The following is a 26,718-nucleotide window of genomic DNA, read 5'->3' on the forward strand; positions in this document are numbered from 1 at the left end:
AAGGAGGGATGCCACAGTGCCAACACTGCGATATTGGGATTACTACAATATGACGGAGACATTCACGGAACTATATGAGAAAGCCCAGGAAGGAAACAACTTTTCCTTCCTTTATAATGTCATCATTTCAAGAGAAAATATCTTACTCGCTTATCGTACCATCAAATCCAACAAGGGTTCAAACACACCTGGGACCGATGGGAAAACGATAACGGATATCAAGAAGTTATCCGAAGATGAACTCGTCTTGAAGGTGCGTACAATACTGAAAAGCTATCAACCTAAGAAAGTCAGAAGAAAATGGATTGAAAAGGATAATGGGAAACGAAGACCGCTAGGTATTCCCTGTATTATGGACAGGATTATCCAACAGAGTTTCAAGCAAGTTCTGGAACCCATTGCGGAGGCTCATTTTTATAAGCACAGTTATGGCTTTAGGCCTCTCCGGTCCGCCCATCATGCGATGGCAAGGATTCAATACTTGATTAATCAAGCCTCCCTTCATTTTGTTGTTGATATTGATATCAAGAGCTTTTTTGATAATGTAAACCACACACGGTTAATGAAGCAGCTTTGGAATTTAGGAATACAGGATAGGAAAGTAACAGCTTGTATTTCTAAAATGATAAAAGCAGAAATTGATGGAGAAGGAATCCCCGACAAAGGGACACCTCAAGGTGGAATTTTATCTCCCCTCCTCTCTAATATCGTGTTGAATGATTTAGATCAGTGGATTGCTGATCAATGGGAGTTCTTCCCCCTGCACAAATCATACAAATCAAAAGAAGGTGAAAGATACGCAAAGAAAAGGACTAATCTGAAGGAAGGATACCTCGTCCGCTATGCGGACGACTTCAAAATTCTTTGCCGTGATGGAAAGACCGCTCAAAGGTGGTATCATGCGGTCCGTCGTTATTTGAAGGAACGGCTCAATCTTGATATCTCGCCAGAGAAATCTAAAATCCTTAACCTACGCAAACGGGAGTCTGAATTTCTAGGATTTACGATACAAGCGAACAAAAAAGGGAAGAAACGAGTAGCGCATACCGGTGTTATTCAAAAGAAAAAGAACCAAATCAAACAAGAAGCTAAAAGGCTAATCCGTCGGATTAAAGCTTCACCAACTTCCCAAAACGTTCTGCGCTTTAACAGTTTTGTACTGGGCATCCATAATTATTTTAAGCGAGCGACACATGTGAACCCGGTGTTCTCACGTCTTGCCTACGACTTAAAGCCGTTCATATACAATCGACTACAACCGGTTGGGAAGCAAGAACACCCAAGTAACCCGCCGCCTCTGTTTAAAAGATTTTACAGTGTAACCATGAAGACTTTTAAAGTAGCTGAAGTCTACCTTTTCCAACTAGGAATTGTTAAAACGGTCAACTCGTTGAACTTCAGTCCAAAGGTGACACCCTATACAGAGGAAGGTCGAGAGATGTTATACAAGAAGCTTCGTCCTGATATCCAAAAGGAAATCAGTGAATTGTTGAACTCCAACCTTCCTAATCGGTCAGTTGAATATGCGGATAATAGAATAAGCCGATACAGTATGAAAATGGGGAAATGTGAAATCACAGGCTGGGATTTACAGGCGTTTGAGGTGCATTGTCATCACTATCTCCCAAAATCACTAGGTGGAGACGATAAGTTTCATAACCTGCGAATCCTTCACCAGGATATTCACCGGTTAATCCACCTAACTGACATGGAAAAGATAAGGTCAATCCTCAAAAAGCTCAACATCTCAAAGCCCATTTTAAATAAAATTAATCAATACCGAAAGGTATGCGAACAGGCAAATATCGTATTATCCTAATCGTCAAAGTAACGAGGAACTTATAATCTATTACATATCAGTAGATGGAGCGCCGGATGCTGGGAAACTAGCACGTCCAGGTGTGGAGCAGGGGAAAAGCCGGAGATAACTTCAAACGCTTACCTATTGCTAACTATAACTTAAGATCAACAGGTGATCTCAAATTATGACCTTATTCAATTATTTGGCAGTTTAGCTGAGTAAGAATAATTGTTGAAAACAAAGGATAATAGACATCATTTATGGATGAAATTTATGGAATTTGTACTTATATTCGGACCTCAAGCAGTTGGTAAAATGACAGTTGGGCAAGAACTTGAAAAAGTTACTGAATTGAAATTGTTTCACAACCATATGACCATAGAATTACTGCAACCATATTTCGGCTTTGGTCCAGAAATGTGGAGATTATCAACTCTATTTAGGACGGAAATATTTAAGGCGGTAGCTGAGAGTGAAGAGGCAGGGCTGATATTTACTTATGTTTGGGCATTTGACCAACAAGAGGATGGGGACTTTGTAGACAAGATATGTGAAATTTTTGAGAGTAAGGGTTCAAGTATTTATTTTGTTGAATTAGAAGCAGATATTGACGAGAGACTTGAACGGAATAAAAGTCCTCACCGACTTGAACACAAGCCTACAAAACGAAACGTTGAATGGTCAGAAAATGAACTAAAGGAAACAATGAAGAAATATAGGTTGAACTCCAACGAGGGTGAGATTCAAAAAGAAAATTACATAAAAATAAATAATACTGACTTGAGTGCTCCTGAAGTAGCTAAGATAATTTCTGAAAGGTTTAATTTATGATTATACGCATAACTATGCTCTGCAACTAAGGGGAGGTGCTGAACAAGCAGCCGCCTTTTTTTCAAGTAAAGGAGCAGTTAACTGAATTAGTTAGTGAGGAGGGTTAATAAATGAATAATTTAGGACTGATGGTCTTTATCCTTCTACTAGGTGTAATAGTTGAATTTATCGGTACAAGAGTCCTTAAACATTCTAATAAGAGAAAAACTTTCCCATTTATTGTATGGGGTGGTGCAGCAATCACCTTCATGGTACTTTGGTTCTTAGAAAATTAAATTTAGTTCACTTGAACTGGTGTCATGCTGAAAAACAAGCGGCCCTTTGTTTAAGGAAAGGGAGGTTAATGGAATCTTTGGGTAAGGGTCACGAATAAACTAAGCAGGTGAATAAAGTGAGTAAAGTTATAGAAAAGATTGAAGACATAAATGTTGGAGAAGTAGGAATAGTTATATATTCCACAAAAGAAAAGAAACAACAAACGTCTTTAAATAATGAACTTATAATCCCCCTTGCATCAGCAGCAAAAGTAGCGATAGCATTTTGTATAGCGAAATGGGTAGAGGATGATTCGATTAATTGGGATGACATTGTTGAAGAAGTGTCATTTAACCCTTTAGAAGATAGCAAAGAACTTTATCCTCATTTACAAAACCGACAAACACTTCCTTTAAGGGAAGCGGTTGAAGTAATGATTGCTTGTCATGATAGCTATATTGCTGGATGTATTGTTAATTTTTTTGGTGGTTGGGAGAAGGTAAACAAGTCACTCCAGTCTTATTTTCCTTCAATAAATGTTACTGAAAATCCAAGGGATAAGGAAAATAAGTCTCAGCTAAATGAAATGCTTGATATGATGATACATATATACCAAGGGTACAAAACACATCCTCTCTTATGGACACCAATCGTTATTGGTTTAGTAAGACAAAGGGGAGATATCAAACAAATACCCGTACACCATCTAAACCATATGACAGGTGGACTAGAAAATGTAGTTGTTGATATCGGCATAATTGGTGACTTTAATAAAAAGCCTTATGTCTTTGCATTAGGAGCGGTTAATTTACCAACTAGGTTAAGCAATCAGGATGCAGACAATAAGATTAGTGAAGCTATGGAGTTGCTTTATGCTGAATATTTAAAACAGTAAGCAGCATTATTTCAATTATGGGGCAATAACTGAAGATCAGCTAAATGATCCAGCTATTGCCCTTCTTCAATAATTGGGCAGGTCAATGGAATATGGCGATAAATCAATGTAAAGGGTGTTTTTAATGGGCGAGAAAAAGTTTTTCCCTGACTTAGAGACTAACAGATTAATATTAAGAAATGTCAATGAGGCTGATACTGAGTTTATCTTTAAGCTTTTCAGGAATGAAAAGGTATGTAAATTCCTATATGATGAAGAGATATTTACTGAAAAAGAGGATGCATTTGAATTTATTGAGTGGAATACAAACCCAGAAGATAAGGGATACAATAGATGGGTTATTGAGAATAAAGACAGCAATGAAAAGATTGGTACCTGTGGGTTTGATTTATGGGACAGGACCAATAATATAGCAGAAATAGGGTACGATTTATGGCATGAGTTTTGGGGATACGGATATATGAAAGAAGCATTGATTGCAGCAATAGACAGTGGCTTTAGTAATATGAAACTAAATAGGATAAATGCATTTGTAGCTTTGGAAAACAAAAAATCATTAAATACATTAGAAAGCTTAGGTTTCAAAAATGAAGGGATTTATCGAGACAAACATTTGTTTAGAGGCAAATACTATGACCATTATTCGTATTCATTACTAAAGAAAGAATGGAAATAAGAATAGATCTTTAATTGAAGGGGGCTAATCCTGAACAGGATAAGCTCCTTTTTCAATGAAAGTTTTCCTTGAGTAAGTAGCTGAAATTTGAAATAATTGGAATTAGGTTTAAGGTCAGATTTATTTGCCCAGCTTTTGCTTTGGGAATTTTATTGGTATCTCTTACTAGCTTAGGAGCCTTTTTCTTGAACTAAAGGGGCCTTTGCAGAACAAGCAGTCGTCCTCTGTTCAAGTAAAGGAGCAGGTAAACGGAAATAGAAAGGAGTGCATGGTGTGTCGGGTCAGTTGATTGTGACTCTTTTGTACCTATCAGTATCAGTGATTTGGCTAGCCACAAAAGGACGGTCATTAATAAAAAGGAATAGTGGCTATTATCTCCCTATTATTGTCTTTGGAGCAGGCTCGGCAATGTTGGTTCTTGGAACAAATTATGCACAAGGTTGGGAAGGAATGGGATTCATGTTCTGGGGGCTAATCGTTACAACGGTAAGCCTTATTATTTTTCTCTTTGTCTTCATTTTCGAAGAAACAAATGCACGTAAACGCTAATTGAGGAACTTTACTATTGGGCAAAAGGATAAGAAGTAAAATACGAAATTAATCTTGCAATTTCAATTAACGGGGCAATAACGGAAGATCAGCAATTGACCTGGCTATTGTCCTTCTTCAATTATTGGGACAGTTTAATAGAACAGGAATATCAGAGAGGTGAGAAAAATATCAAATAATACTTGTGAATATTTTGTTGAAAAAGTTGGGTTCGGGAAACCAATTATTTTCCTGCCTGCTGGCGGTTTTTCAGGAAAGGCAGGTTTAAATATAGCAGATCATTTAAAAGAAGAGTTTGAAACTCATCTAATCGATTTGCCTGGATTGGGGAAAAGCCAGGGTTTAGGAGGAAAAATAACATCTTTGAAATTAGCGAATTGGATGAAAAAATATTTAGACCAGATGAAAATTGAAAAAGCAAATTTAATAGGACATTCTTTGGGTGGAGCTGTCTCTTTAGCTTTTGCTGTTCACTACCCTCAACGAGTAAATAAACTGATCTTATTAGACCAAGGGCATAAACCTTTTCCTCGAATTCCAACATCAGAATTTGGTCCATTTGCATATGCATTTCCCATCTTGAATATAGGTGTCAAGCTATTTGGAGAACGTTTCCTGAGTAAGTTAGGTCCGTTCTTTACCCAGGAAGGTGAACAAAAAACTAACGATGTTAGTTTTGAAAGTGAAGTGAAGCGTTTTTGTGAGCGTGTAAATATAAAAGATAGTAAATATGTTCGGACCGCTTTAAAACACCAAGCTGATTTTTCCCTTAGAGGACTTAATCTGATGTTTGGATACTATAATCTTAATCTTCCTAGATTGCTAAAAAAAATAGATGTACCAACTTATTTATACTACGGAACCTTCGAAAATCTAGATGAGAAAGAGAACAGAAAAACAAAGCATTACATACAGAAGCTCAAGAATTATAACCTTCCGATAAAATATCAATCAGTACAAGGTGGGCACTATGTTCATTGGAATGAATATTTTTCGATGAGTGATTTAGAGAAATTTCTTAAATAGGCTTCTTTAAGAAAGGGGGAGTTTGCTGAATAAGCAGCCGCCCTTTGTTCAAGTAACGGGCAGGTTAACAGAAGATTAAGAAACTTAATTTGTACGGTTTTTATTAGGAGGACTTTATATTGGATTGGTATTGGGTTTTGGCAGCGTTTGCTCTTGCGTCAGGAGCATTTTATAACGCTTATGAAGCGAGAAAAACAAGTAAACAATTAGAAGAACGAATAAGATATTTGGAAGATAAAATCAAGTGATTTATTCCATAAACGGGGGCAATATCTTAAGATCAGCCAATTGATCCAGCTATTGCCCTTCTTCAATTTTGGGGCAGTTAACTGGAAGAAGATTGTATGAAAAATGAAGGAGCTTTGATGAACTTTATCGAACCTAAAAGGGTAGTGAAAAGGAGGATATTAAATTGGGTTCGAGAATAATGCACTTAGTTATAGCAAATAGAATAGCAGATGACTTATCAATAAAAGATAAAACATCATTCCTTTTAGGAGGCATCGCAGCTGATGCAGTTTCACCTAAAGACTCATCACATTTTTACAAAGGTAATGTTAAAGACTATTCACGATATATTGATTACAAGGAATTTATACATAATATAGCCACATTAAAGATAGCCACTTTATACAGGGGTACTATACCCACTTAATTGCTGATGACATTTGGTTAAAAGGTTTTTATTTACCTTGGTTAAAAAACCGAATGGAGGCAGATGAGAATATATTCAATAGATACCATAATGATTTTCGATTACTTAATGGGAAACTATTAGATTACTATGGCTTTACACACCAATTAAGCGAGGCATTAAGTGAAAAAGGGACAATCATTGACACAGAAGAAGTGAAAATTAACGATATAAAGATTATTCCCTATGTAATAGGCGATATTGATTATGGTAGAGACGAAGTTGAACAGCCGCTAACAGTATTCACACTTGAACAGATTATTGGGTATATAGAGACTTCCGTAGATAAGGGCTTAATCTACATAAAATCTTTATAAATAGTTAAGGGGTTCATGTTGAACTAAACCAGTCATATAGAAGTTTGGCCTTGGTACCTTAACGGCGATTACAGCCAAGAGATATTACCACTCTTGCCATCTTATTTACCACTTTACGCCAAGGAATTTACCAGGCTACGCCATCGTATTTACCATCTTCTTATATTCAAAGGGCTGCAACAAGTGCATTTTTTCTGGGCTTAATTTTCACAACAATAGCCATTACTTTTTCTTTTGTTGTCGATAAAGTATCGTTGCTAAGACCTCTATTTGTTATCTCTTTTGCTGTATCTCTATTAACGTTCGTTATCAGCTAACAAATGATTGAACGAAGGGAACAGAAGGAAATGCAAGATGACTTTAATTACTAAAATCAACGAATATCGAGCGAAGTATAATTTATCTCAAGAAGATCTTGCGAAGGCAAGGTGTCAGACGTGAAACCATTGGAAAGCTCGAGAACGGTAAATATAACCCTTCTTTAAAATAAGCTTATGATATTTCGAAAACCTTAAGGGTACCTGTTGAAGAATTATTTAAGTTTGAGGAATAATTCACCCAAATTCATACTAAGTTAACCGGTGACGTTTGCTGAACAAACAGCCGCCATCTGTTCAAGTAAAGGGTTACCTCAATTTAGTTCTGGATATTTATGTTTAATTGAGAATATGAAGGAGGGGAGCAAATTGGTTTACAAAGCAAAAACACAAAGAGGAATATTAGTTTTTCTCTTATTGTTAACAGCAGCGTCAATTCCGATAAAAGACTTTTCTAATGGATTGCTCTACTTCCAAATTGGACTAGTTGTATTTATTCTATTAGCACTATTGATCCAATTTATGATTAAGATTGATGACGGTTATTTGGTATATCAAATATTATTCATGGCGTTGCCTATTTACAAGAAAGAAGTATCTCCTCATCAAATAGATTTGATAAAATTTAAACGTGTCGGTTGGATGACCAAGGGTGCCATTATACAAGTGAACAAAGGATTTAACATTCAAGTTGTTCATTTTTTTCCCGACAACATATTTGTAGATTTAACTGATTTTGCAAATGAAAATAGTATCTCAATATCTGAAACGAAGGATTATCGGATTTTAGAAAAATAATTTCGTTCAACCCACGGGGGCAATAACTGAAGATCAGATAATTGATCTGGTTATTGTCCATCTTCAATTGGGCAGGTTAATTGAATATCTTCGTTAGTAAAACTTTTTGAAGGGGGAAATATTATGGTGGTTCTTGGATATATAATACCAACTATAATAGCAATTTTTTTCATTGGATTTTACGCACCAATAGTTGGTATTGTAGTTGGTTTTTTTATTCACATCTTCATATTGCTTTTAAGGATTACAAAAAAAATAGACGAATTTTCGGCTAGGTTGGAGGATAGTGAATATAAAAGTTCGTGAAATATTTCACTTAGAACGGGGGCGTTTGAGAACAAGTAGCCCCCGCCTTGGTTAGTTCAGAGCATCTTCGGCTAACGGGCAAGATAGTGAAAAAAGCAATAAGAGAAAATTTTATAAAAGAATACGATTTTTAAACAGGGGGAGATAAAATGATTTTAGAAGATAAAAGGAGACCAGATATGGTTTTGGAGAAGGTTATAAAGAAGATCAATATTCAGAGTGAGTACAAGACTTTTGTAGAGGAGTATACAGCTAGCTTGCTTTCAGAGTTCAATGGGAAGATTCACAGTATTTATATGTGTGGCTCAATTCCTAAAGGTACTGCTAAGCCATTTAAGTCTGATGCAGATTTTACAATAGTATGCGAAAGACCAGAAGATATAGATTATGATAGAGTATCATGTCTAAAGGACCAAATTTTACAAAAATATCGATTCGTGACTAAGGTGGATACGGTTATTTGTTCATTGGATGATATAAGAAGTAAGCCCCATGAATGGGGATTTTGGATCAAGATCATCTGTGTTTGTATACATGGTACTGATATTGGCGAAGAAGTACCGCCTATTCTTATTTCACCTGATTTCATATTAGATTTGAATTCAGACACGCAAGAGGCAGTGGATCGTGTTCGCGGTTTTCTATCTAATGCCAATGATGACACACTGAAATCCAGATATACCAAAGGTTACTCAAAGAGATTAATTCGTGCATTATACTCTTTGGTATTAGAAGATACAGGGGTTTGGCAAGATGACATTACTAAGATGAAGAGTGCCATATCAGATTATTGCAATATTGATTCAGCTTTAGTTGACTATCTATATGCGTGTTACTTGGATAGTAATGTAGATGTTGAGGAATTTCTGGCGATTGCAGAAGAAGTATATAGTTATATTGAGAAGGCCTTAACTGCATTGGCTGCTTCCAGAACTATTCCTTCAGAAATATAAGTTTTTCTCGTGCATACTCGCTTATTCGCAGATAATTATCGTTGCATTTATAGCTGGATTTTTATTGGGTTTGAATAAACATAACAATTATCACGATGAATATATATTAGAGAATAAAAAATTGGCACAAACATTTTCAACTAGATCTCAAAACCAAGGATTCTCTATCCACCGTTTAGATAATTACACCTATATATACTATAAAGTTGACTCCGTAGAAAATGAGTATATTTCTACTGACCTAAATGCCCGAAAGGAAACAGATGAATATATCATCACATCGGTGGTGGACTGGCAACTAATGATGATTTAATTTCATATGAAAAAGTCATTAAATTAGAAAAGGTCTCTGAAAATGATATTGTACTAAAGGAAAAAGATAATAGATAAACCATTATAAGAGGGCTGCAAAAATCGGTATCATTTATTTTAAATCCATCTATCAACAATAAACATAAAAGAGTGCCAACTTTCGTTAATGAATCTTCCATTATAAGGGGCGTATGATGAACAAGCAGCAGCCTCCTACAACTACGCCAGCAAGCGTTAGCATATTTTATCCGAAAACGAGAGTTGTTACTTGTTACAGCATAATAACCAACAAGATGTTTTAGAGGGATGTGCAGTAATAGTTCCCAAAAAACATCACACAAATGCCTTTGAGTTAACTAAGCAGGAATGGAATGATACATATGACCTCTTGCAAAATGCCAAAGAATATCTAGATAAAGAATTTTCGCCTGATGGTTATACACTTGGGTGGAATGTTGGTGAAGTTTCTAATCAGTTTATTTTCCACAGTCATTTTCATGTAATCCCTAGATATAACGATGAGCCGTTAGCTGGTAAAGGAGTACGGTACTGGTTAAAACAGACTGAAAATAAAAGAGAAAAGCTAAAGGTACAAAAATAGTCTTATTCAACAAACGGCAGCGTTAATCTCAGAAGGATTAACGCTTTTTTGTTGAAGTTATTGGATTAACGGAGCAGGATTATTGAATAAGGGTTAATTAAGAAAAGCGAAAGAAAAGGATAGATACAAAGTGAAGAAGGTTTTTAGTGGTTTTATTCTTATTATGGTTATTCAATAATTTTTGCTTTGGGTTGGTTTGTTCTCGGAAATGGGATTTTGTTGAACAGATCTGTTCAAGTGAAGGGCAGGATTTTTAACAAGAGTTTGTTTAGTTATGGTCATAACAAATCGAGGATGCAGTCGACTTAATTAATCTAATAAAGAAAGTTGAGAACACTTCAGATTATATGCTTATGGAAGCAGGTGAAAGAAACACAACGCCTGAACAGCAACGAAAACAAATAGAACGAATTAAACAACAAAGAAATTCAACCATTTTTGTTGCTGAAGAAACTGGGAATTTAATTGGATATTTACTTGTTATAGGAATTCTAAAAGAGCAAAGGGGCAAAGGAATTGGCACGAAACTCTTTGAAAGCGTATCTGAATGGGCTAAAAAGAATAATATATCCCGTTTAGAGCTTACTGCTGTAACTAATAATGAGGTTGGTGTCGCTCTTTACAAGAAAAGCGGCTTTGAAATAGAGGGGACAAAAAGAAATTCACTTATCATAGATGGTAGAACATTTAGTGAGTTTTATATGTCTAAAGTTTTGTGATTTTATCTTCCATTAAGGGCGCATTAACTGAAGATCAGCTAACTTGGAATGGCTAGTGGAAAAAGATATAAACTTTTTTCAGTGAAGGAAGTAGGTGTGGAGATTTGAGACAAAGTTGTGAAGAAATAATGAACAGACTATTAGATACTCATTACACTGATACCAAGTTAAAAGACTTATCTTATAATCATACATCACACACAGTAGTTTTAAAGTATGGCGATTTAATAGGCAGCAAAAATGACTTTATTATCAGGTTCAAAAGTTGTTTTTCAGCAAACTTTAACACCTGGCTTGAAGGAATGAGTGGCACAGTACCCAATCGGCCAGGTGAATTAGATTTTTTTCTCCACCATATTGAAGTAGAAGACATTGAAGTTAACGGCGTTCAACTATATAAGTGTTCATTAACAATTCCAATGATGGATTGCCAAGTTACTTGTGTATCAATTGAAATCCATTATCCTTATTAAAGATGGCGTTAATTAATGGACACAAACGTCCCAAGCCCACTTACACAATTTTCGTCCATGAAATTTGTGTAAGTGGGCTCTTTGTATCTCTACTTTATTGTAAAAAATAAGGACGTTGTTTGCCGGATGTCCTGCTTTAATTACTGCATTTCAACTTAAACGGCAAAGATAATGACCAGGAATGGGTGACAATTAAATGAGCAGATGCTGTTACAAATGAACTGGCTGTATTCAAAAAGCTGTAGTTGCCCAATCCTAGTAGTCAATGTTTCACACCCTCAAAGGTCCATCCGTCTCGATTTGCTTTCTCAATATTGCAGCTAACACGAAAAACGTTTATTGTTGTATTCAACAATATGGTTCATCAACTTAAACCATTAAACTGAAGAGGGGAGGTATTTTACATTATGAATAAACAGGATCAATTAGATAAGATCAAAGAGGATTTTATTAACAGCCAAAAAGTGCTATTGGCCATTGGGGATGAAACTCGGCAATCGATTTTGTTGGTTCTAATGGGAACTGATTGTCAAACCGGATTACGTGTAGGGGAAATCACTGAACAAACGCATCTTTCCCGGCCTGCTGTGTCCCACCATTTGAAGGTATTACGAGAGGCCGGTGTCATTTTGATGCGTAAAGAAGGGACGAAAAATTTTTATTATATCAACGTTCGCTCAGAAATAGGTTTGCTGAAAACGCTTGTGTCGGATATTGATAAGTTCATGGAAGACTTTTATTGACAGGAAGACATTCAATCACGCATAAATTTGGAGGGCTGCAATATGAAAGCAATGATGATTGATAAGTATGGGAAAGTGCCGATGCGTCTGGCAGAGGTACCCACACCTGAAATTGGTGAAAATGAAGTACTTGCAGAGATTCATGCAGCGAGTATCAATCCTGTTGATTTTAAGATACAGGGTGGGAAAGTGAAATTGTTAGTTAATTATAAAATGCCTATTATCTTAGGGAACGACTTTTCTGGAGTCGTTGCAAAGGTTGGCTCAAAAGTGACTCGCTTCCAAGTGGGTGATGAAATATATGCTCGTCCGCGTAAGAGTAAAATCGGTACATTTGCTGAATATATCGCTATTCATGAAGAGGACATCGCCTTAAAACCGAAAAACCTGAGCTTTGAAGAAGCCGCTTCAATCCCATTGGTCGGTTTGACCTCTTATCAAGCTCTAAATGACATTTTGCAATTACAAAGAGGGCAAAAGATTTTGATTCATGCTGGGTCTGGTGGCGTGGGAACCTTTGCAATTCAACTGGCCAAAATAATGGGTGCCACTGTGGCAACGACGGCCAGTGAAGCTGGTGAGAATCTAGTAAAGTCCCTTGGTGCAGATGAAATGATCAATTACAAAGCAGAAAAGTTTGAAGAGAAACTGAAAAATTATGATGCCGTATTTGACACACTTGGGGGAGAGACGCTTGAAAAATCATTCGAAGTGTTAAAAAGCGGAGGGAGAATCGTTTCTGTTTCGGGATTACCGAATGCTCGTTTCGGAAGAGAATATGGCTCCGGAATTTTTAAAACCTTATTGTTTTCAGTAGCAAGCCATAAGCTCACTTCGCTTGAAAAAAAGCATAAAGTTCAATATAGCTTTTTGTTTATGAAACCCAGTGGAGAGCAATTACGTATAATCGCAGACTATATTGAGTCGGGTAAAATCAAACCTGTAATTGATAGAGTTTTTCCTTTTGAAGATGCTCAAAAAGCGATGGAATATGCAGAGTCTGGTAGAGCTAAAGGGAAAATAATAGTGAAAATTAGATAGTTTTGGGTCACAGGGACAGGTGAACAATCAAAGTCATGCTCTGGACGGGGAGCATGCTGCTCAATGGAATTAGGCTGTGGTGCTTTCTTGTATCAGAGGCCAGGGCTGGGACAAGGAAGCTCCGTCCCGATAAAAATATCCGGTGCCAAAAATGGGGCACCGGATATTAGCTTTGTATTAATTTCTGAAATGTATCGGGCTCAAGGAAGGATGATCAATGTATCATCATTTCATGAGCGATTTCCTCACCGCTAAGATCAGAAGGGTAATAGGTTGGCCAGTTAGTGACTTCATCCAGCAGCGCTTCGCGGTCATCTCCCCAATACAAGTGATAATGATGTGAATCGGTTGGGGCAATGTTGTGGTCACTGAACTGGATATAGTTTGGCATCTTTCCTTCCTGCTCTTCAGCAAACTTGAAGATAAAGCGAACTCCACGGTTTCCAGCTTCATAGTTTAATATTTCATATCCGTCATATTCATAAGATCCAGACGACTTTTCTCCATTTTCAAAGAAGGTGAACGTATCTCCATCAATGATGATGCGCTCGACGCCTGTTTTGTATCCTATTGTATAGTACTCTTTATATTCTTCAGCTGTCTTATCTCCGTCTTCTGCTTTGTGAGCAAATACTTCATCGAGGGTGCCATCCAGTAAATAAGGGTAAACAGATTGCCAGTCTCCTTCCCAGTCAGATAACTCCCGGTCTTTAATTTGATCATCTTCAAAGTAACCATCATAAATCTTCTGTGCTTCTTCATCTAATTCATGGCTGTGATCATGGTCGTGTTCTTCAGGTTCTATAGCAGGCGCTTGCTCCAATGCTGTGAGAAGCTGGGCCAGGTTATGTCTCATCAGTGTAAAATAATCTTCATCTTTTTCAATATCTTCGTCTGTCAGTACAGAAAGGTTATGAAGCTTGAGTGTTTCCGCACCAATTTCTCCCTTTACGACTTCAGCTATTTTCGTTGTAATGTTCTGTTCAATAAAGACATGTTTCAATCCATATTCTTTCGCTGTCTCTACAAGTGTCTGCAGTTCTTTCTGAGACGGTTCCTGTGTCGGGCTCAAACCGGTAACAGCAAGCTGGTGAATTCCGTAGGCTTCTTCCCAGTAGCCATAAGCCGCATGAGAAACGATAAAGTGATTGCCTGAAGCTGCTTCCAGATCAGTGGCAAACTCCTGATTAAGCGATTCCAGGTCGCTCTTGAGAGTTTCAAAGTTTTCATTAAATAGTGTTTCTTGTTCAGGCTTTATATCTATTAATAAATCCTTAATGTTCTCTGCTAATTCAACGGAGCGGATTGGATCCAGCCAAACATGGGGATCATAATCTCCATGGTCATGATCATCTCCATGATCGTGGTCGTGAGATCCTTCGCTGAGCTCAATCCCTTCAGATGCTTCGATCACTTTCACATCTTCGTCCTCTACAGCTTCAGCGATTTTTTCTGCATATGCCTCAAGGCCAGCGCCGTTCATGATAAATGCATCTGCTTCAGCAATTTTCATGACATCCTTAGATGTGGGTTCATATGTATGCGAATCCGAACCTGGCGGCAGGATGGATTCAACCTCAGCTTCTTCACCTGCAATCCTTTCTGCAAAAAACTGAAGGGGGTATACTGTAGTGAAAATTTTCACCGGTTCACTTGAAGACGAACCCTGTTCTTCACTGTTAATCTCCTCATTTTCTCCACACGCCGCAAGGGTAAAGACTACTAATAAACTAAATAAAGCCAACCATTTTTTCTTCATATGTATCCTCCTTTTGATTTATCATAAAGTAATATATCGTAATTATTACGATTTGTAAATAGTAATGATTTTGATTTACGCGGAGAATGTAGATTCGTATAAGTGTTTTTCCTGTAAAGAAGAGGAACGAGAATTGGGAATTGCTGAACAAACGCTGCATAGCTGGATCAAAAAATATCAAGAAGAAGGAAAACCGGTTGCTTTGTTGGCGGAGGGAAGGTGGTACTGAAAAGCAAGAAAACACCTTGCACCCAAAACGAGTTAGAGCACTGGACGAGGAGCAACACAGAAGGACGAAAGACAGGTGTACCTTCGTCTAATAGGTGGTAAAGACCATCTCTGTGTTCGTAAAAAGAATCGGGTGGTAAATAAAAGAGGGGCAAAGAGCATCTAAGTCATGGGAGAACGAGCCAGGTGGTAAAAAAGAGTGCGGTAAAGACCATCTGTGTGTTCGTAAAAAGGGTCAGCTGGTAAATAAAAGAGTGTCAAAGACCATCTAAGTCATGGGAGAACGCGCCAGGTGGTAAATAAAAGGGTGATAAAGACCATCTAAGCCATGGGAGAACGCGCCAGGTGGTAAATAAAAGAGTGCCAAAGACCATCTAAGTCGTGGGAGAACGAGCCAGGTGGTAAAAAAGAGTGCGGTAAAGACCATCTGTGTGTTCGTAAAAAGGGTCAGCTGGTAAATAAAAGGGTGATAAAGACCATCTAAGCCATGGGAGAACGCGCCAGGTGGTAAATAAAAGAGTGATAAAGACCATCTGTGTGTTGGTAAAAAGAGTCAGCTGGTAAATAAAAGAGTGCCAAAGACCATCTAAGGCATGAGAGAACGAACCAGGTGGTAAATAAAAGAGTGCCAAAGACCATCTAAGTCATGGGAGAACGAGCCAGGTGGTAAATAAAAGAGTGATAAAGACCATCTAAGCCATGGGAGAACGCGCCAGGTGGTAAAAAAGAGTGCGGTAAAGACCATCTGTGTGTTCGTAAAAAGGGTCAGCTGGTAAATAAAAGAGGGGCAAAGACCATCTAAGCCATGGGAGAACGAACCAGGTGGTAAATAAAAGAGTGATAAAGACCATCTGTGTGTTGGTAAAAAGAGTCAGCTGGTAAATAAAAGAGTGCCAAAGACCATCTAAGTCATGGGAGAACGAACCAGGTGGTAAATAAAAGAGTGATAAAGACCATCTGTGTGTTCGTAAAAAGGGTGGGCTGGTAAATAAAAGAGTGCCAAAGACCATCTGTGTGTTCATATAAAGGATCAGCTGGTAAATACCCATGTGATCACATTGGGACACAGGGACAGGTGTCCTGCATGCGAAAGTGTGAAAAGGTTGAGCAATCAAAAGTTCTTCTCTGGATGGAGAGCATGCTGCTCAAAGGAATTTGGCTGTGGTGCTTACTTCTATCAAAGGCTCTGAATGGGACAAGGAACCTCAGTCCCATCTGTCCTGGAAATTAATCGTTTTGACACATGAAATTCCAGATGATTAGCAAATAGTGGGGATTTTTTATAGAAAAGCAAAGAGAAAGTTTTGCTATAATGTTTAAAGATTGGAGGGATTCAATGTTAAGAAAACCGTTCAAGTTGTCGATGATCATTATCTTTTTTGTATGTCTGGTTGTATTATCTTCCTTACTAATAACCGACCTGCTTATAAGCAATACCACTACGGAGAGAATCCGCAGCAATCAAGAAGAAAAAGCTCAAATTGTTTCCAGAACCGTAGCCAAATCTCAAATTGTAAAAGAAGGGTTACAGGCAAAAGGGAATGCGCAGGCTATTCAGGATTTTACGAGCGAAGTGCAGACCATTACCGGCATGATGTTCATTGTGGTGATGGATATGAAAGGTGTAAGAAAATCCCATCCCAATCCTGAACTGATAGGAAAGAAGTTCGTAGGAGGAGACGAAGCAGAAGTCTTAAAAGGGAATGAGCACATTTCCACCTCTAAAGGGACACTTGGCCAATCATTAAGAGCCTTTACCCCTGTATACGACAATGAACATAATCAAATCGGAGCTGTCGCAGTAGGGATTTCCTTGGAGCAAGTGCAGTCATCACTATCTGAAGGCCATCAAAATATCATAAAAGGTACGTTGTTTGGAATATTAGCCGGGATAATAGGGGCTTTTCTTTTGGCAAAGTACATAAAGAGAATGCTTTTTGGACTCGAGCCGCATGCGATATCGAAGCTGCTCGAGGAACGAAGCACCATGCTTCAGTCAGTTCATGAGGGGATAGTGGCAGTCGATAAAGAAAAGAATATTACACTGGTTAATAAATCCGCACTCAGGGTTTTTAAAATGGCCGGATTATCAGATGAACCTGTGGGCATGAAGATTTCTGATTATATGCCAAGCAGCAAATTGGACAGGGTCTTACAGACCGGAAAGCCCGAACGTGACGAGGAACAGATTCTTAACGGAGTCTCCATCCTCGTAAACCGGGAGCCTCTTATTGTCAACAACCAAGTCATCGGAGCGATTTCAACCTTCAGGGATATGACCGAAGTGAATCATCTGGCAAAGCAATTAACGGGGATACGTACTTATGCTGAAACGCTCCGTGCCCAGTCACACGAATTCATGAATCGGCTTCATGTCATATTTGGAATGGTCCAATTAGAAGCGTATGATGAATTAATGGATTTCATCCGCAAACTAGTCGATCATAATAACCAAGAAATCGATATGGTTGCGAAAAGCATAAAAGACCCGGTGCTTGCAGGCTTCCTAATGGGAAAAATAAGTTATGCACGTGAAGAAAATGTACAATTGATTGTAAAAAGTGATTCAACTATAGAGCAAACCTTTGAACCTGAAATCACTCATGAATTGATTACAATCATTGGAAATCTAATTGATAATGCAATTGAAGCATTTACAGAGAACGAAAAGAAAGTAATAGAATTAAGCTTGACAGCGCAAAATGGCCGTCTGTCCATTAAAGTCGAAGATACTGGGCCAGGCATTGAGGATGAAAAAAGGGCAGCCATTTTTAAGAAGGGATATTCGACAAAGGGAGAAGACCGCGGATTCGGCTTGTACTTGGTCAAGAAAAGTATTGAACGGCTAAACGGTAGTCTGTCAGTTAAGTCGAGTTCAACAGGGACTGCTTTCAATGCTGAAATAATATATGAAACAACGAGAGATGGGATAGAAGATGATTAAAGTATTAATAGTTGAAGACGACCCAATGGTGGCAGAGTTCAATAAGCGGTATCTGGATAAAGTAGAAGGGTTCTCATTAGTCGGTGTGGTTCATACAACGAGAGATGCTAAATCAGTATTAGAATCAGAAGAAGTGGACTTGCTGCTCCTGGATGTTTTTATGCCTGGAGGCAACGGCCTCGAACTGTTAAGTGAAATAAGGGAAAGAGGAATGGCTGTGGATGCGATATTAATTACAGCAGCATCAGACACGGAAAAAATACAGTCCGCGCTTCGATTCGGTGCCGCAGATTACTTGATCAAGCCTTTTGAATTCGACCGATTCAAACAAGCTCTTTTGAGATTCAAAGAAAAATTCACAATTTTTCATAAGAGTGTAAATCTCAGTCAGGAGGAGATTGACCAAAGGTTATTTGAACCTGAGAGCCCCCAGAGGAAGATGGATAAATCACTGCCTAAAGGGCTTACCAAAAGCACCCTCCAAGTTATCGTTGAAACAGTTAAGAGATTGAAAAATTTTTCAACAGATGAAATTGCGGAGCAGACGAACATTTCCAGGGTCTCAGTCAGAAAGTATCTTGTTTTCCTGACTGAAATCGAAGTTTTGGAAGAAACACTGGTGTATGGAATTGGCCGGCCGGTTTATCAATACTCATACAAAGAAAATGAAAAAATAGTAGAAGGATATTTGTAAGACTGACTCAAGAATCTTTACTGGTTCTTGAGTTTTTTGCTTTTTTTAATTTCAAAAAGAATGCATTAATTTCATAACCTATTTATCTCTTTGAAATTTCTCTAAGATGAAAATACATTATGAAAGCGATTACTTGGAGGAGATAGAATGTCCAGACGAAACCTGAGAGATGAAACAATCGAACTTCATCGACAGCATTCCGGAAAAATTGAAGTAAACAGCAAAGTAGATATTAATAGTGAAGAAGACTTAAGTCTGGTTTATACCCCCGGGGTTGCCGATGTATGTAAGGCAATCGCGGAGAATGAGGCTGAGGTGGACACACTGACTTCCAGAGGGAACATGGTAGCGATTGTCTCTGATGGAACAGCTGTATTGGGCCTAGGCGATATAGGTCCAAAGGCGGCGATGCCAGTTATGGAGGGGAAGAGCATTCTATTCAAGAATTTTGCCGATATCGATGCTTTTCCGCTTTGCCTGGATACAAAAAATGTAGATGAAATCGTCAATATCGTGAAAGCGCTTCAGTCAAGCTTCGGCGGAGTGAACTTAGAGGATATCTCAGCTCCCCGCTGCTTTGAAATCGAAGAAAGATTGAAGAAAGAGCTGGACATCCCTGTATTCCATGATGACCAGCATGGCACAGCGATCGTCGTTTTGGCCGCGCTCTATAATGCTCTTAAAGTAGTGAACAAAGTTCATAAAAACATTAAGATTGTCGTCAATGGAGCGGGTGCTGCAGGTATTTCAATTGCGAAACTCTTATTGCATGCAGGTTATAAGAATATCACTCTGGTAAGCTTGGAGGGAGTCGTCTGCAAAGGTGAAAAATGGCTGAACCCTGCACAAGAAAAAATAGCTGAACAGACCAATTTGACTGGTATAACCGGGACATTAGACGAAGCAATAAAAGAGGCTGATGTATTTATCGGTGTTTCCGCTCCCGGTGTTATGAATCCTGAACATATCAAGGCCATGAACGAAGAGCCGATTGTTTTGGCGATGGCAAACCCTATTCCAGAAATCTACCCGGAAGAAGCACTGGAAGCCGGTGCAGCAGTAGTCGGAACAGGACGCTCTGATTATCCTAACCAGGTAAATAATCTTCTGGCATTCCCCGGCATATTCCGTGGCGCTTTGGATGCTAAAGCAAAAGATATAACGATGGAAATGAAAGTGGCAGCTGCTTATGCAATTGCCGGTGTTATTTCAGATAAAGAACTGAGTGCGGATTATATCATTCCAAAAGCACTGGATGAAAGAGTGGCAAGGCTCGTAGCAAAAGCAGTGAGAGTAACTGCGATTCAACAGAAAAAAGGGCGGAGTTCGGTTTCATAAACCGGGCTTCACCTGACACAGAGGAGGAAAAAGATAATGGGAGAAGCAGCAAGAAATTATAAGAATGGTTATGAAACAAAAAAGCAAGTAAATTCCAATGTACAATCAATGAATGCTGGTAAGATCGCAATCTTTAACACCCCCATGGTATGGTTCGGTATTTTCACAGCAATCACGCTGATCAGTATGTATACAGGAAATCTGCCAGGCGGAATGATTGGAAGTTTGCTGGTCATGATTGTTCTGGGTGAATTATTTGGTTATGTTGGAGACAGACTGCCGATTGTAAAAACATTCCTTGGCGGTGGGGCCATTGTCGCTATTTTTGGTTCCGCTTACATGGTATACAGTGGTTTACTTCCTGAAGAGATTACAACTTCGGTCACTGATTTCATGAGGTCGGGGGGATTTCTTAATTTCTATATCGCTGCATTGATAACAGGCAGCATCCTTGGCATGAACTCTAAGATTCTTGTGAAAGTCGGGCTCCGTTATTTCCTTCCTATTGGTGGAGCTGTCATAGGGGCAGTTGCCCTCACAGCACTGATTGGCGCAATGGTTGGATTCACACTCCAGGAAGCTGTACTGGTTATTGCAATGCCCATCATGGGCGGCGGAATGGGAGCCGGTGCTGTTCCTATGAGTCAAATTTATTCAGAACTTCTCGGTAACGAGCCAAGTTATTATATCTCCATGTTGGTTCCTGCTTTGGCACTGGGAAATGTTTTCGCAATTGTTCTAGCAAGTATACTGGATATCATCGGAAAGAAATTCCCATCCCTTACTGGAAACGGCCAATTGATTCAAGGATTCAAGTATGAAAAACCGGAATTAAAATATGATATTGAAAAAATGGGTGCGGGTCTGCTTGCTGCTTTAACATTTTTTACAGTCGGTACATTACTGGCTTCATTCATCCCATTGCACGCATATGCAATCATGATTATCCTGGTTGCAGCTGCGAAAGTGGCAAACGCGATTCCTGCAACAGTAGTAGATGGTGCCAGCCAATGGTATCAGTTCGTTGCAAAAAACTGGACTTTCGCATTACTGTTTGGTATCGGCGTAGCGTATACGGATCTCGGAACAGTATTGGAGGCACTGACTCTGCAATACATTTTAACTGTATTCGGTGTAGTGCTCGGTGCGGTTATCGGGGCTGCGCTGCTTGGCAGACTGGTTGGCTTCTACCCGATTGAGGCGGCAATTACAGCCGGCCTATGTATGGCAAACATGGGAGGAACCGGTGATGTGGCGGTTCTATCAGCTTCAAAAAGAATGGAATTAATGCCATTTGCTCAAATATCTTCACGTCTGGGAGGAGCATTGATTCTGTTACTTGCCGGACTGTTGATACCGCTGTTCACATAAAAATAGCCTTTTAAAAGAGGCTGGGACATAACTTGAAAACTAATTGATTTAAGCATAAATAATCAAAAATAAAACCGCATGAGATCAAGGGGTTATATACTCTTGACTTCATGTGGTTCATTCATGTTATTATGCTCTTATCTTAAAGAGGTTACTTTTAAGGTTATTTACCGCTACTTCCTGATCGTAAGCGGATTGGAGCGGAAGGTGCGCGACCTCCTGCGGGACTAGCGGGACAGGTGAGACCCCGCAGGCAAAGCCGAGGAGGCTCACCGCCCGCCCCGCGGAGTCGTGCACCTGGAGCGGAAATCCATTCTTTTTACTCAGAGACATTCTATGCGAAAAGAGCCTTTTTTAAGGTTTTGTCCCAGCCTCTTTCTCAGTAAAGATCAGGAGTAATAGGCATGAATTTCATTTTCTGTCACAGTGAAACCTCGGTATGACAAATGCTGGAATTATTGAAAATGTAGGAAAAAGAGTTCTAGAAAAAGAGATAAATAAGTATATAAGGATTATAATAAATTAAGCTATTCAATCTCCATTAAGTCCATCACTCAAAATAAAAACATTCATTTGCAGGAGGGTATGAACATGTATTTGGGACCTATAGAAGAACGTCAAATTAGGAATAATGAGATAAAACTTGTAACTGCCGCACTTTATGAAGCAAAGGTCAAGGATGAGGAAGTTTTGCGAGTATTGATGAAGGTATGCGAAATTGACCGCGAAAGAGCCATGTCTGAATTTCAAAATGAGAAGTTTTTGTTGGATCCTTGTAGAAAATTGCGTCAATACTTACTCCTGCAAAAAGGCTTTGACAGAAATGATACGGATGTATTTATTCATACCGCAAAAAAAGCACTAGCAAGAAATCCGGAATTAAGAAAATTATCCCCGGATAAATTGTTTGACGCTATTAATAAGACTAATAAATAGGCGAGAAAGTAATGGGCGGTACACGGGGACAGGTGATATGTCCCGCTTGTGAAAGTAGGAAATGGTTGCACAACCAAAGTTTTTCTCTGGAGGGGGAGCATGCTGCTCAATTGATTAGGCGGGGGTGCTTACTTATCCCTGAGGCTCGGGCTGGGACAAGGCTGTCCCTCCATCCCGGGGAGAAGAATGTAGGAGGCTAATCCAGCCATTTCATTTCTGCCTTTCCTACTTCCTCCATTGTATGCTGTACTCGTATACCATCAATGCGGTTTCAAGAGCTCCGAATCCTTCCGCCTCTACCTCACCACAATCACTCTTCGCATAGTATTGGCCGTCTTTAGTTTCCTCGACACTGACGGTAACTTTCGGTATTTCCTTTTCGCCTGGTACGATTAACATTCCAAACCACTTCATTTAACCACTCCCTGAATCTATATTTTACCATTATATTCAAGAGAATAAGAGAAATTCACAAAAAATTCCATGGGGATGGGGGGCTTTTATTTCTTATGGAATCGGGATACATCCATTGGTAAGGACCCCAGCCCTGAGGTACATGCGGTCTCCGACGCCTGCACAGAAAGCCACTCGTTAAATACAGTAATCATCAGGCTGCCTTTAGCCTTTTTTAAAATAGGAGCTATTGAAGTACTAAACAACGCCAGTTTGAATATCATGACAACAAACTATCTTTAGCTAATAATCACGAGAGGAGCCCCTCCCATGAAGTATAGTTTGTTTGACGGTATGATCAAAATTCCGATCGGCCCGGCCTCGAAGCGGAAAATTCTAAAAGCGGTGGTTGAAGCCCATATGGAAGCCTTCCTGGAACACGGGATCTTTCCAAGCTGGGAGAACTACGAAGCCTTTCCGAAGTACAGAGACAACATACAGAAATTCTCCTTAACAGAAAATGATATCAGGATGCTGAAAGATTACTGGATTGACAGGCAAATCAACGAAATGGAAAAAGCCAGCAGGTGGCTCCATTCATTTGAACGTTCTTCAGATAACTCAGATGAGGTTCACGATTTAATCGAGTTGTGGATGGATGACGAAGGGAAAGGGACCTTCCTTAAGAAAGCGCATGATTTATATAAGGATTGAAAAAAATGTCTAATTCAGTGGATACTTCCTTACCTGATATCCCTTTCATATTCAGCAGAAATCCATCCGAGTGTGCCGTATTGGTTTTATAAAAATACAGGCGGGAAAACAGAGAGTGACCGATATTGAAAATCGAGCACGACCCAGGAGGAATGCTATGAATATAAACGGAATGGTCCGAGGGTATATGAAGGAAATCATGAATGATGAAGACTTTCTGAAGCATGTCGCCGTCATCATAGAGCGGCAGCTGCAGGAATGGGATGTGAATTATGAAGTATTAGTAATGAAGTTCAAGGACTATGAATTGGTCGTGAAAAACTGGAATCAGGAATATCAAATAAACCTGACCGAGCAGGAAATCGATGTCCTGAAGAGCAAAGGATTATTCAAGCTCGACCAACGTATTTGGACGGAAATGATTGACCAGGGGCTGACCTTGCAAAAGGAATATGGAAATTATCTGAGTAAAGTTTTGCAAGGAAAAAATGAGCTGTGAACAAGAGCTATCGATAGGGATGGCTCTTTTTTTTGTTTTAAAAAAGTTCCAAGGCGAGATTTGTTGGAACCGAGGAAGGAAGTGATATAAATGGTAATTAACAGAAAAATTTGACAAATATATTTATAGAATCATATATTGGTAATACCAGTAATAAAATTGGTATTACCAGACAAAAAGGAAGTGCAGTTACCTTGAAAGAACGTTCCTCTGATAAAATCGAGAAACAAATCATTACAAAGATTTTGCGAGGGGAGTACGCAATCAATACCCCTTTGTTATCAGAAAGAGAATTGGCTGAGGCTTATAACGTGGGGAGGCCAACTATACGGGAAGTTCTACAAAGATTAGAAAGAGATGGCTGGATCACCATTCGGTCCGGAATGCCCGCGACCATCAACGATTATTGGAAGAAAGGGAACTTGATGACCATTGTGAAGATCCTCATGTCATATGAAGATATTCCAGACGCCTTTATAAAATATATGCTGGAATTGCGAATCTCGCTGTCTCCTTCCTATATTACGGATGCTGCAAACCATCAGCCTCTTAAAGTGATTTCCTTATTTACACACATGGATGAGTTAGAAGATGAGGCAGAGGCTTATGCACAATTTGATTGGAACCTCCAGTGCAGCTTGGCAAGTATGTCACCCAATCCAATGTATTTATTGATTCTCAATAGTTTCAAAGACGTTTATTTGAAAGTAGGGGAAAAGTATTTTAGTCACCCACAACATAGGCAAGTATCAAGGAACTATTATGACGCTTTTTTAGATTCGTTGCTTAAAAAGGATTTAGTGGAAATCGAACGGCTTACCAAGGAAGTGATGAAAAAGAGCCTGGAGCTGTGGAAAGAAAAAAATTTGGAGGGTGAAAACAATGAAAACGAAAGGCCAATTTCGTGATTTCTTTTTACATAGTGATATTGTCATACTGATGGCCATTCTCAGTGTACATGCTGTTGTTACAGTGCTCATGGGTCCAACTCTTTATGAATTATTATATTTTGGGATAGGATTAATAATATTTATGTTCAGTGAATATCTTACGCATCGATTCCTGTTTCACTTGAAAGCTCCCAAAAACCCTTACTTTCTGAAGTTTTTAAAGCGCATACATTATGATCACCACACATACCCCAATGATTTAAAGTTACTATTTTTACCTGTATGGTACAGCATTCCCAACTTTCTCGCATTAGCCATGATATTTTACTTCATTACCAGAACAGCAGAAGGAACAATCGCATTTGGCCTGGGCTTGATCTTTATGCTGCTTGTCTATGAATGGAGACACTTCATTGCACACCGGCCGATTAAGCCGAAGACAAGGTTTGGAAAATGGGTGAAGAAAACACATACACTGCACCACTATAAAAATGAAAATTACTGGTATGGAGTATCAACACCATTTGTAGACGCCATGTTTGGGACACTGAAGGATCAGAATGACGTGGAGAATAGTGAAACCGTTAAGGATTTAGAGAAGAGGGTGAATTGAGAGGCAGGTTGCTGTCTCTTTTTTGTATGAAAATCAAGATATTCTTAATTATGTTAAAATATAGAAAATGGAAATATTCAGCAGCATTGTGATATACCCCGAGTATGCCCGAGAGCCCATAACCATCACCAGTTATAATTGGAATGGAAGCATGGATGACTTCATTGTGGAGTACTACATAAACCAGCAAAAGGTTGTTTTTTACTATAGTATGGAACTGGCGGTAGGAACAGGGGAAGATTTGCAGAACCTGGACCCGTTTGAACAATTAGAAAAAGAAGTTAAATATGTTAAAAGAATGTATGAGAGAGGGATAGGTGCGAAGGAGTATTATCCTTTTACAGAGGCGGTCGATTGATACAAAAGCATCGTAACCAGTTGAAATGAATGGGAGGAGATCCAATGCCTGTATACAACAAACTAGTCCGTGATAAAATCCCGGAAATCATTGAATCAAACGGAAAGAAATTCACCACCAGAGTCCTTTCTGATGAAGAATACATAACAGAATTAAAGAATAAAAGCTTTGAAGAACTTGCAGAATACCGTGATGCAGAAACAAGGGAAGAGGCCTTGGAGGAGCTGGCTGATTTGATGGAGGTTGTTCATGCATTTGCAAAATCACATGACACAACTCTTGAGGAAGTGGAAGAGATTCGCCGGAAGAAAGCGGGAATACGAGGTGGGTTTGAGGAGAAGATTTTTTTGATTGAGGTGGAGTAAAGGATTAAGAAATAGTACCCAAAAAAGAAATTGTTAGAGATTTTTAAATGCCGGATAACATTTAATTATTTTATTCTTTGTTCCTGTAGTTAGTTACCTTAAAAGAAATTTAATCGGCTTTTGAACCTATAAGTTTTAGTGAATACTTAAAAAAGTTGAACTTACCTAAAACTAACTACAAGTTTTATTTCAATTAATTTACCAAAAGTATTATCTGAATTCTTTATAGAAAACTACTCAAAGTTATGCTACTTAGGTAGAGGGGACTTTGCTTTTGGAAAGGTAAAAGATAGGTTAGAAGACTTTTTT

General features: G+C 38.8%; 30 protein-coding genes and 1 pseudogene. 29 read left to right on the plus strand and 2 right to left on the minus strand.

Going from position 1 to position 26,718, the window contains the following annotated elements; translation table 11 throughout:
* Positions 1-16 precede the first annotated feature (16 nt).
* From ltrA to M1E09_RS10380, 18 genes and pseudogenes are all read left to right on the plus strand, one after another.
* The gene (ltrA, locus tag M1E09_RS10295; RefSeq protein WP_456273309.1) at positions 17-1,819 is read left to right on the plus strand and encodes a group II intron reverse transcriptase/maturase; all 1,803 of its coding nucleotides are present in this window, start codon (positions 17-19) and stop codon (positions 1,817-1,819) included.
* Positions 1,820-2,074: 255 nt separating this feature from the next.
* Entirely contained in the window at positions 2,075-2,632 is a 558-nt protein-coding gene (locus M1E09_RS10300) for a shikimate kinase (RefSeq protein WP_456274738.1), read from the plus strand.
* A gap of 110 nt (positions 2,633-2,742) precedes the next feature.
* A complete protein-coding gene (locus tag M1E09_RS10305) occupies positions 2,743-2,907 on the plus strand; it encodes a hypothetical protein (RefSeq protein ID WP_456274739.1) in 165 nt (54 codons plus the stop codon).
* Between the two features lie 116 nt (positions 2,908-3,023).
* Complete coding sequence (locus tag M1E09_RS10310; protein ID WP_456274740.1) at positions 3,024-3,782, plus strand: serine hydrolase; 759 nt, start codon at positions 3,024-3,026, stop codon at positions 3,780-3,782.
* A 124-nt stretch (positions 3,783-3,906) separates the two neighbouring features.
* A complete protein-coding gene (locus tag M1E09_RS10315; RefSeq protein ID WP_456274741.1) occupies positions 3,907-4,458 on the plus strand; it encodes a GNAT family N-acetyltransferase in 552 nt (183 codons plus the stop codon).
* A gap of 408 nt (positions 4,459-4,866) precedes the next feature.
* Positions 4,867-5,007, plus strand: coding sequence for a hypothetical protein (locus M1E09_RS10320; protein ID WP_456274742.1), 141 nt, complete (start codon positions 4,867-4,869; stop codon positions 5,005-5,007).
* A gap of 159 nt (positions 5,008-5,166) precedes the next feature.
* Positions 5,167-6,033, plus strand: coding sequence for an alpha/beta hydrolase (locus tag M1E09_RS10325; protein WP_456274743.1), 867 nt, complete (start codon positions 5,167-5,169; stop codon positions 6,031-6,033).
* Between the two features lie 119 nt (positions 6,034-6,152).
* Positions 6,153-6,281 carry a hypothetical protein gene (locus tag M1E09_RS10330; RefSeq protein WP_456274744.1) on the plus strand — a complete coding sequence of 43 codons (129 nt, stop codon included), beginning with the start codon at positions 6,153-6,155 and terminating at the stop codon, positions 6,279-6,281.
* Between the two features lie 164 nt (positions 6,282-6,445).
* Positions 6,446-6,688 (plus strand): hypothetical protein, encoded by a 243-nt coding sequence (locus tag M1E09_RS10335; protein ID WP_456274745.1) that lies wholly within the window; start codon positions 6,446-6,448, stop codon positions 6,686-6,688.
* A 53-nt stretch (positions 6,689-6,741) separates the two neighbouring features.
* Complete coding sequence (locus tag M1E09_RS10340; protein ID WP_456274746.1) at positions 6,742-7,044, plus strand: hypothetical protein; 303 nt, start codon at positions 6,742-6,744, stop codon at positions 7,042-7,044.
* A 354-nt stretch (positions 7,045-7,398) separates the two neighbouring features.
* A pseudogene (locus M1E09_RS10345) lies at positions 7,399-7,597 on the plus strand (helix-turn-helix transcriptional regulator).
* 133 nt (positions 7,598-7,730) lie between these two features.
* Positions 7,731-8,159: a hypothetical protein gene (locus M1E09_RS10350; protein ID WP_456274747.1), complete on the plus strand. Its 429-nt coding sequence runs from the start codon at positions 7,731-7,733 to the stop codon at positions 8,157-8,159.
* 485 nt (positions 8,160-8,644) lie between these two features.
* A complete protein-coding gene (locus M1E09_RS10355; protein WP_456274961.1) occupies positions 8,645-9,418 on the plus strand; it encodes a nucleotidyltransferase domain-containing protein in 774 nt (257 codons plus the stop codon).
* 580 nt (positions 9,419-9,998) lie between these two features.
* Positions 9,999-10,331: an HIT family protein gene (locus M1E09_RS10360; protein WP_456274748.1), complete on the plus strand. Its 333-nt coding sequence runs from the start codon at positions 9,999-10,001 to the stop codon at positions 10,329-10,331.
* A 353-nt stretch (positions 10,332-10,684) separates the two neighbouring features.
* Complete coding sequence (locus tag M1E09_RS10365) at positions 10,685-11,050, plus strand: N-acetyltransferase family protein (RefSeq protein WP_456274749.1); 366 nt, start codon at positions 10,685-10,687, stop codon at positions 11,048-11,050.
* 128 nt (positions 11,051-11,178) lie between these two features.
* Entirely contained in the window at positions 11,179-11,523 is a 345-nt protein-coding gene (locus tag M1E09_RS10370) for a hypothetical protein (RefSeq protein ID WP_456274750.1), read from the plus strand.
* A gap of 407 nt (positions 11,524-11,930) precedes the next feature.
* Positions 11,931-12,266 carry an ArsR/SmtB family transcription factor gene (locus M1E09_RS10375; RefSeq protein ID WP_456274751.1) on the plus strand — a complete coding sequence of 112 codons (336 nt, stop codon included), beginning with the start codon at positions 11,931-11,933 and terminating at the stop codon, positions 12,264-12,266.
* Between the two features lie 42 nt (positions 12,267-12,308).
* Positions 12,309-13,307 carry an NADP-dependent oxidoreductase gene (locus M1E09_RS10380; RefSeq protein ID WP_456274752.1) on the plus strand — a complete coding sequence of 333 codons (999 nt, stop codon included), beginning with the start codon at positions 12,309-12,311 and terminating at the stop codon, positions 13,305-13,307.
* 214 nt (positions 13,308-13,521) lie between these two features.
* Here M1E09_RS10380 and M1E09_RS10385 read toward each other — a convergent pair whose 3' ends face one another.
* Positions 13,522-15,066: a metal ABC transporter solute-binding protein, Zn/Mn family gene (locus M1E09_RS10385; protein WP_456274753.1), complete on the minus strand. Its 1,545-nt coding sequence runs from the start codon at positions 15,064-15,066 to the stop codon at positions 13,522-13,524.
* A gap of 1,564 nt (positions 15,067-16,630) precedes the next feature.
* On the opposite strand from M1E09_RS10385, the gene dcuS reads away from it, so the two are divergent.
* The 5 genes from dcuS to M1E09_RS10410 all read left to right on the plus strand — a co-directional run bounded on the left by dcuS (position 16,631) and on the right by M1E09_RS10410 (position 22,577).
* Positions 16,631-18,238 (plus strand): DcuS/MalK family sensor histidine kinase, encoded by a 1,608-nt coding sequence (gene dcuS, locus M1E09_RS10390; RefSeq protein WP_456274754.1) that lies wholly within the window; start codon positions 16,631-16,633, stop codon positions 18,236-18,238.
* Positions 18,231-18,932 (plus strand): response regulator, encoded by a 702-nt coding sequence (locus tag M1E09_RS10395; protein WP_456274755.1) that lies wholly within the window; start codon positions 18,231-18,233, stop codon positions 18,930-18,932. The genes dcuS and M1E09_RS10395 overlap by 8 nt, the downstream gene beginning before the upstream one ends.
* Positions 18,933-19,079: 147 nt before the next feature.
* Entirely contained in the window at positions 19,080-20,270 is a 1,191-nt protein-coding gene (locus M1E09_RS10400) for an NAD(P)-dependent malic enzyme (protein WP_456274756.1), read from the plus strand.
* Between the two features lie 36 nt (positions 20,271-20,306).
* On the plus strand, positions 20,307-21,641 hold the full coding sequence (locus M1E09_RS10405) for a 2-hydroxycarboxylate transporter family protein (protein WP_456274757.1): 1,335 nt from the start codon (positions 20,307-20,309) through the stop codon (positions 21,639-21,641).
* Positions 21,642-22,232: 591 nt separating this feature from the next.
* On the plus strand, positions 22,233-22,577 hold the full coding sequence (locus tag M1E09_RS10410) for a hypothetical protein (RefSeq protein ID WP_456274758.1): 345 nt from the start codon (positions 22,233-22,235) through the stop codon (positions 22,575-22,577).
* Positions 22,578-22,802: 225 nt separating this feature from the next.
* Here M1E09_RS10410 and M1E09_RS10415 read toward each other — a convergent pair whose 3' ends face one another.
* Entirely contained in the window at positions 22,803-22,991 is a 189-nt protein-coding gene (locus M1E09_RS10415; RefSeq protein WP_456274759.1) for a hypothetical protein, read from the minus strand.
* 309 nt (positions 22,992-23,300) lie between these two features.
* On the opposite strand from M1E09_RS10415, the gene M1E09_RS10420 reads away from it, so the two are divergent.
* From M1E09_RS10420 to M1E09_RS10445, 6 genes are all read left to right on the plus strand, one after another.
* Positions 23,301-23,684: a hypothetical protein gene (locus M1E09_RS10420; protein WP_456274760.1), complete on the plus strand. Its 384-nt coding sequence runs from the start codon at positions 23,301-23,303 to the stop codon at positions 23,682-23,684.
* A gap of 157 nt (positions 23,685-23,841) precedes the next feature.
* Entirely contained in the window at positions 23,842-24,183 is a 342-nt protein-coding gene (locus tag M1E09_RS10425) for a hypothetical protein (RefSeq protein WP_456274761.1), read from the plus strand.
* Between the two features lie 194 nt (positions 24,184-24,377).
* On the plus strand, positions 24,378-25,091 hold the full coding sequence (locus tag M1E09_RS10430; RefSeq protein WP_456274762.1) for a GntR family transcriptional regulator: 714 nt from the start codon (positions 24,378-24,380) through the stop codon (positions 25,089-25,091).
* Positions 25,066-25,686: a sterol desaturase family protein gene (locus M1E09_RS10435; RefSeq protein WP_456274763.1), complete on the plus strand. Its 621-nt coding sequence runs from the start codon at positions 25,066-25,068 to the stop codon at positions 25,684-25,686. Before M1E09_RS10430 ends, M1E09_RS10435 begins: the two co-directional genes overlap by 26 nt.
* Positions 25,687-25,852: 166 nt before the next feature.
* Positions 25,853-26,044, plus strand: a complete 192-nt coding sequence (locus tag M1E09_RS10440; RefSeq protein WP_456274764.1) for a hypothetical protein — start codon at positions 25,853-25,855, stop codon at positions 26,042-26,044.
* A 44-nt stretch (positions 26,045-26,088) separates the two neighbouring features.
* A complete protein-coding gene (locus M1E09_RS10445; protein WP_456274765.1) occupies positions 26,089-26,409 on the plus strand; it encodes a nucleoside triphosphate pyrophosphohydrolase in 321 nt (106 codons plus the stop codon).
* Positions 26,410-26,718: the final 309 nt, after the last annotated feature.

It is taken from the genome of Bacillus sp. AK031, from assembly GCF_053903065.1.

Coding starts and splice junctions, on each gene's coding strand:
- M1E09_RS10415 (WP_456274759.1), bottom strand. CDS start 22,991: ATGAAGTGGTTTGGAATGTTAATCGTACCAGGCGAAAAGGAAATACCG.
- M1E09_RS10375 (WP_456274751.1), top strand. CDS start 11,931: ATGAATAAACAGGATCAATTAGATAAGATCAAAGAGGATTTTATTAAC.
- M1E09_RS10410 (WP_456274758.1), top strand. CDS start 22,233: ATGTATTTGGGACCTATAGAAGAACGTCAAATTAGGAATAATGAGATA.
- M1E09_RS10435 (WP_456274763.1), top strand. CDS start 25,066: ATGAAAACGAAAGGCCAATTTCGTGATTTCTTTTTACATAGTGATATT.
- M1E09_RS10425 (WP_456274761.1), top strand. CDS start 23,842: ATGAATATAAACGGAATGGTCCGAGGGTATATGAAGGAAATCATGAAT.
- M1E09_RS10405 (WP_456274757.1), top strand. CDS start 20,307: ATGGGAGAAGCAGCAAGAAATTATAAGAATGGTTATGAAACAAAAAAG.
- M1E09_RS10305 (WP_456274739.1), top strand. CDS start 2,743: ATGAATAATTTAGGACTGATGGTCTTTATCCTTCTACTAGGTGTAATA.
- M1E09_RS10395 (WP_456274755.1), top strand. CDS start 18,231: ATGATTAAAGTATTAATAGTTGAAGACGACCCAATGGTGGCAGAGTTC.
- M1E09_RS10355 (WP_456274961.1), top strand. CDS start 8,645: ATGGTTTTGGAGAAGGTTATAAAGAAGATCAATATTCAGAGTGAGTAC.
- M1E09_RS10385 (WP_456274753.1), bottom strand. CDS start 15,066: ATGAAGAAAAAATGGTTGGCTTTATTTAGTTTATTAGTAGTCTTTACC.
- M1E09_RS10315 (WP_456274741.1), top strand. CDS start 3,907: ATGGGCGAGAAAAAGTTTTTCCCTGACTTAGAGACTAACAGATTAATA.
- M1E09_RS10400 (WP_456274756.1), top strand. CDS start 19,080: ATGTCCAGACGAAACCTGAGAGATGAAACAATCGAACTTCATCGACAG.
- M1E09_RS10420 (WP_456274760.1), top strand. CDS start 23,301: ATGAAGTATAGTTTGTTTGACGGTATGATCAAAATTCCGATCGGCCCG.
- dcuS (WP_456274754.1), top strand. CDS start 16,631: ATGTTAAGAAAACCGTTCAAGTTGTCGATGATCATTATCTTTTTTGTA.
- M1E09_RS10340 (WP_456274746.1), top strand. CDS start 6,742: ATGGAGGCAGATGAGAATATATTCAATAGATACCATAATGATTTTCGA.
- M1E09_RS10380 (WP_456274752.1), top strand. CDS start 12,309: ATGAAAGCAATGATGATTGATAAGTATGGGAAAGTGCCGATGCGTCTG.
- M1E09_RS10445 (WP_456274765.1), top strand. CDS start 26,089: ATGCCTGTATACAACAAACTAGTCCGTGATAAAATCCCGGAAATCATT.
- M1E09_RS10320 (WP_456274742.1), top strand. CDS start 4,867: ATGTTGGTTCTTGGAACAAATTATGCACAAGGTTGGGAAGGAATGGGA.
- M1E09_RS10300 (WP_456274738.1), top strand. CDS start 2,075: ATGGAATTTGTACTTATATTCGGACCTCAAGCAGTTGGTAAAATGACA.
- M1E09_RS10370 (WP_456274750.1), top strand. CDS start 11,179: ATGAACAGACTATTAGATACTCATTACACTGATACCAAGTTAAAAGAC.
- M1E09_RS10365 (WP_456274749.1), top strand. CDS start 10,685: ATGGAAGCAGGTGAAAGAAACACAACGCCTGAACAGCAACGAAAACAA.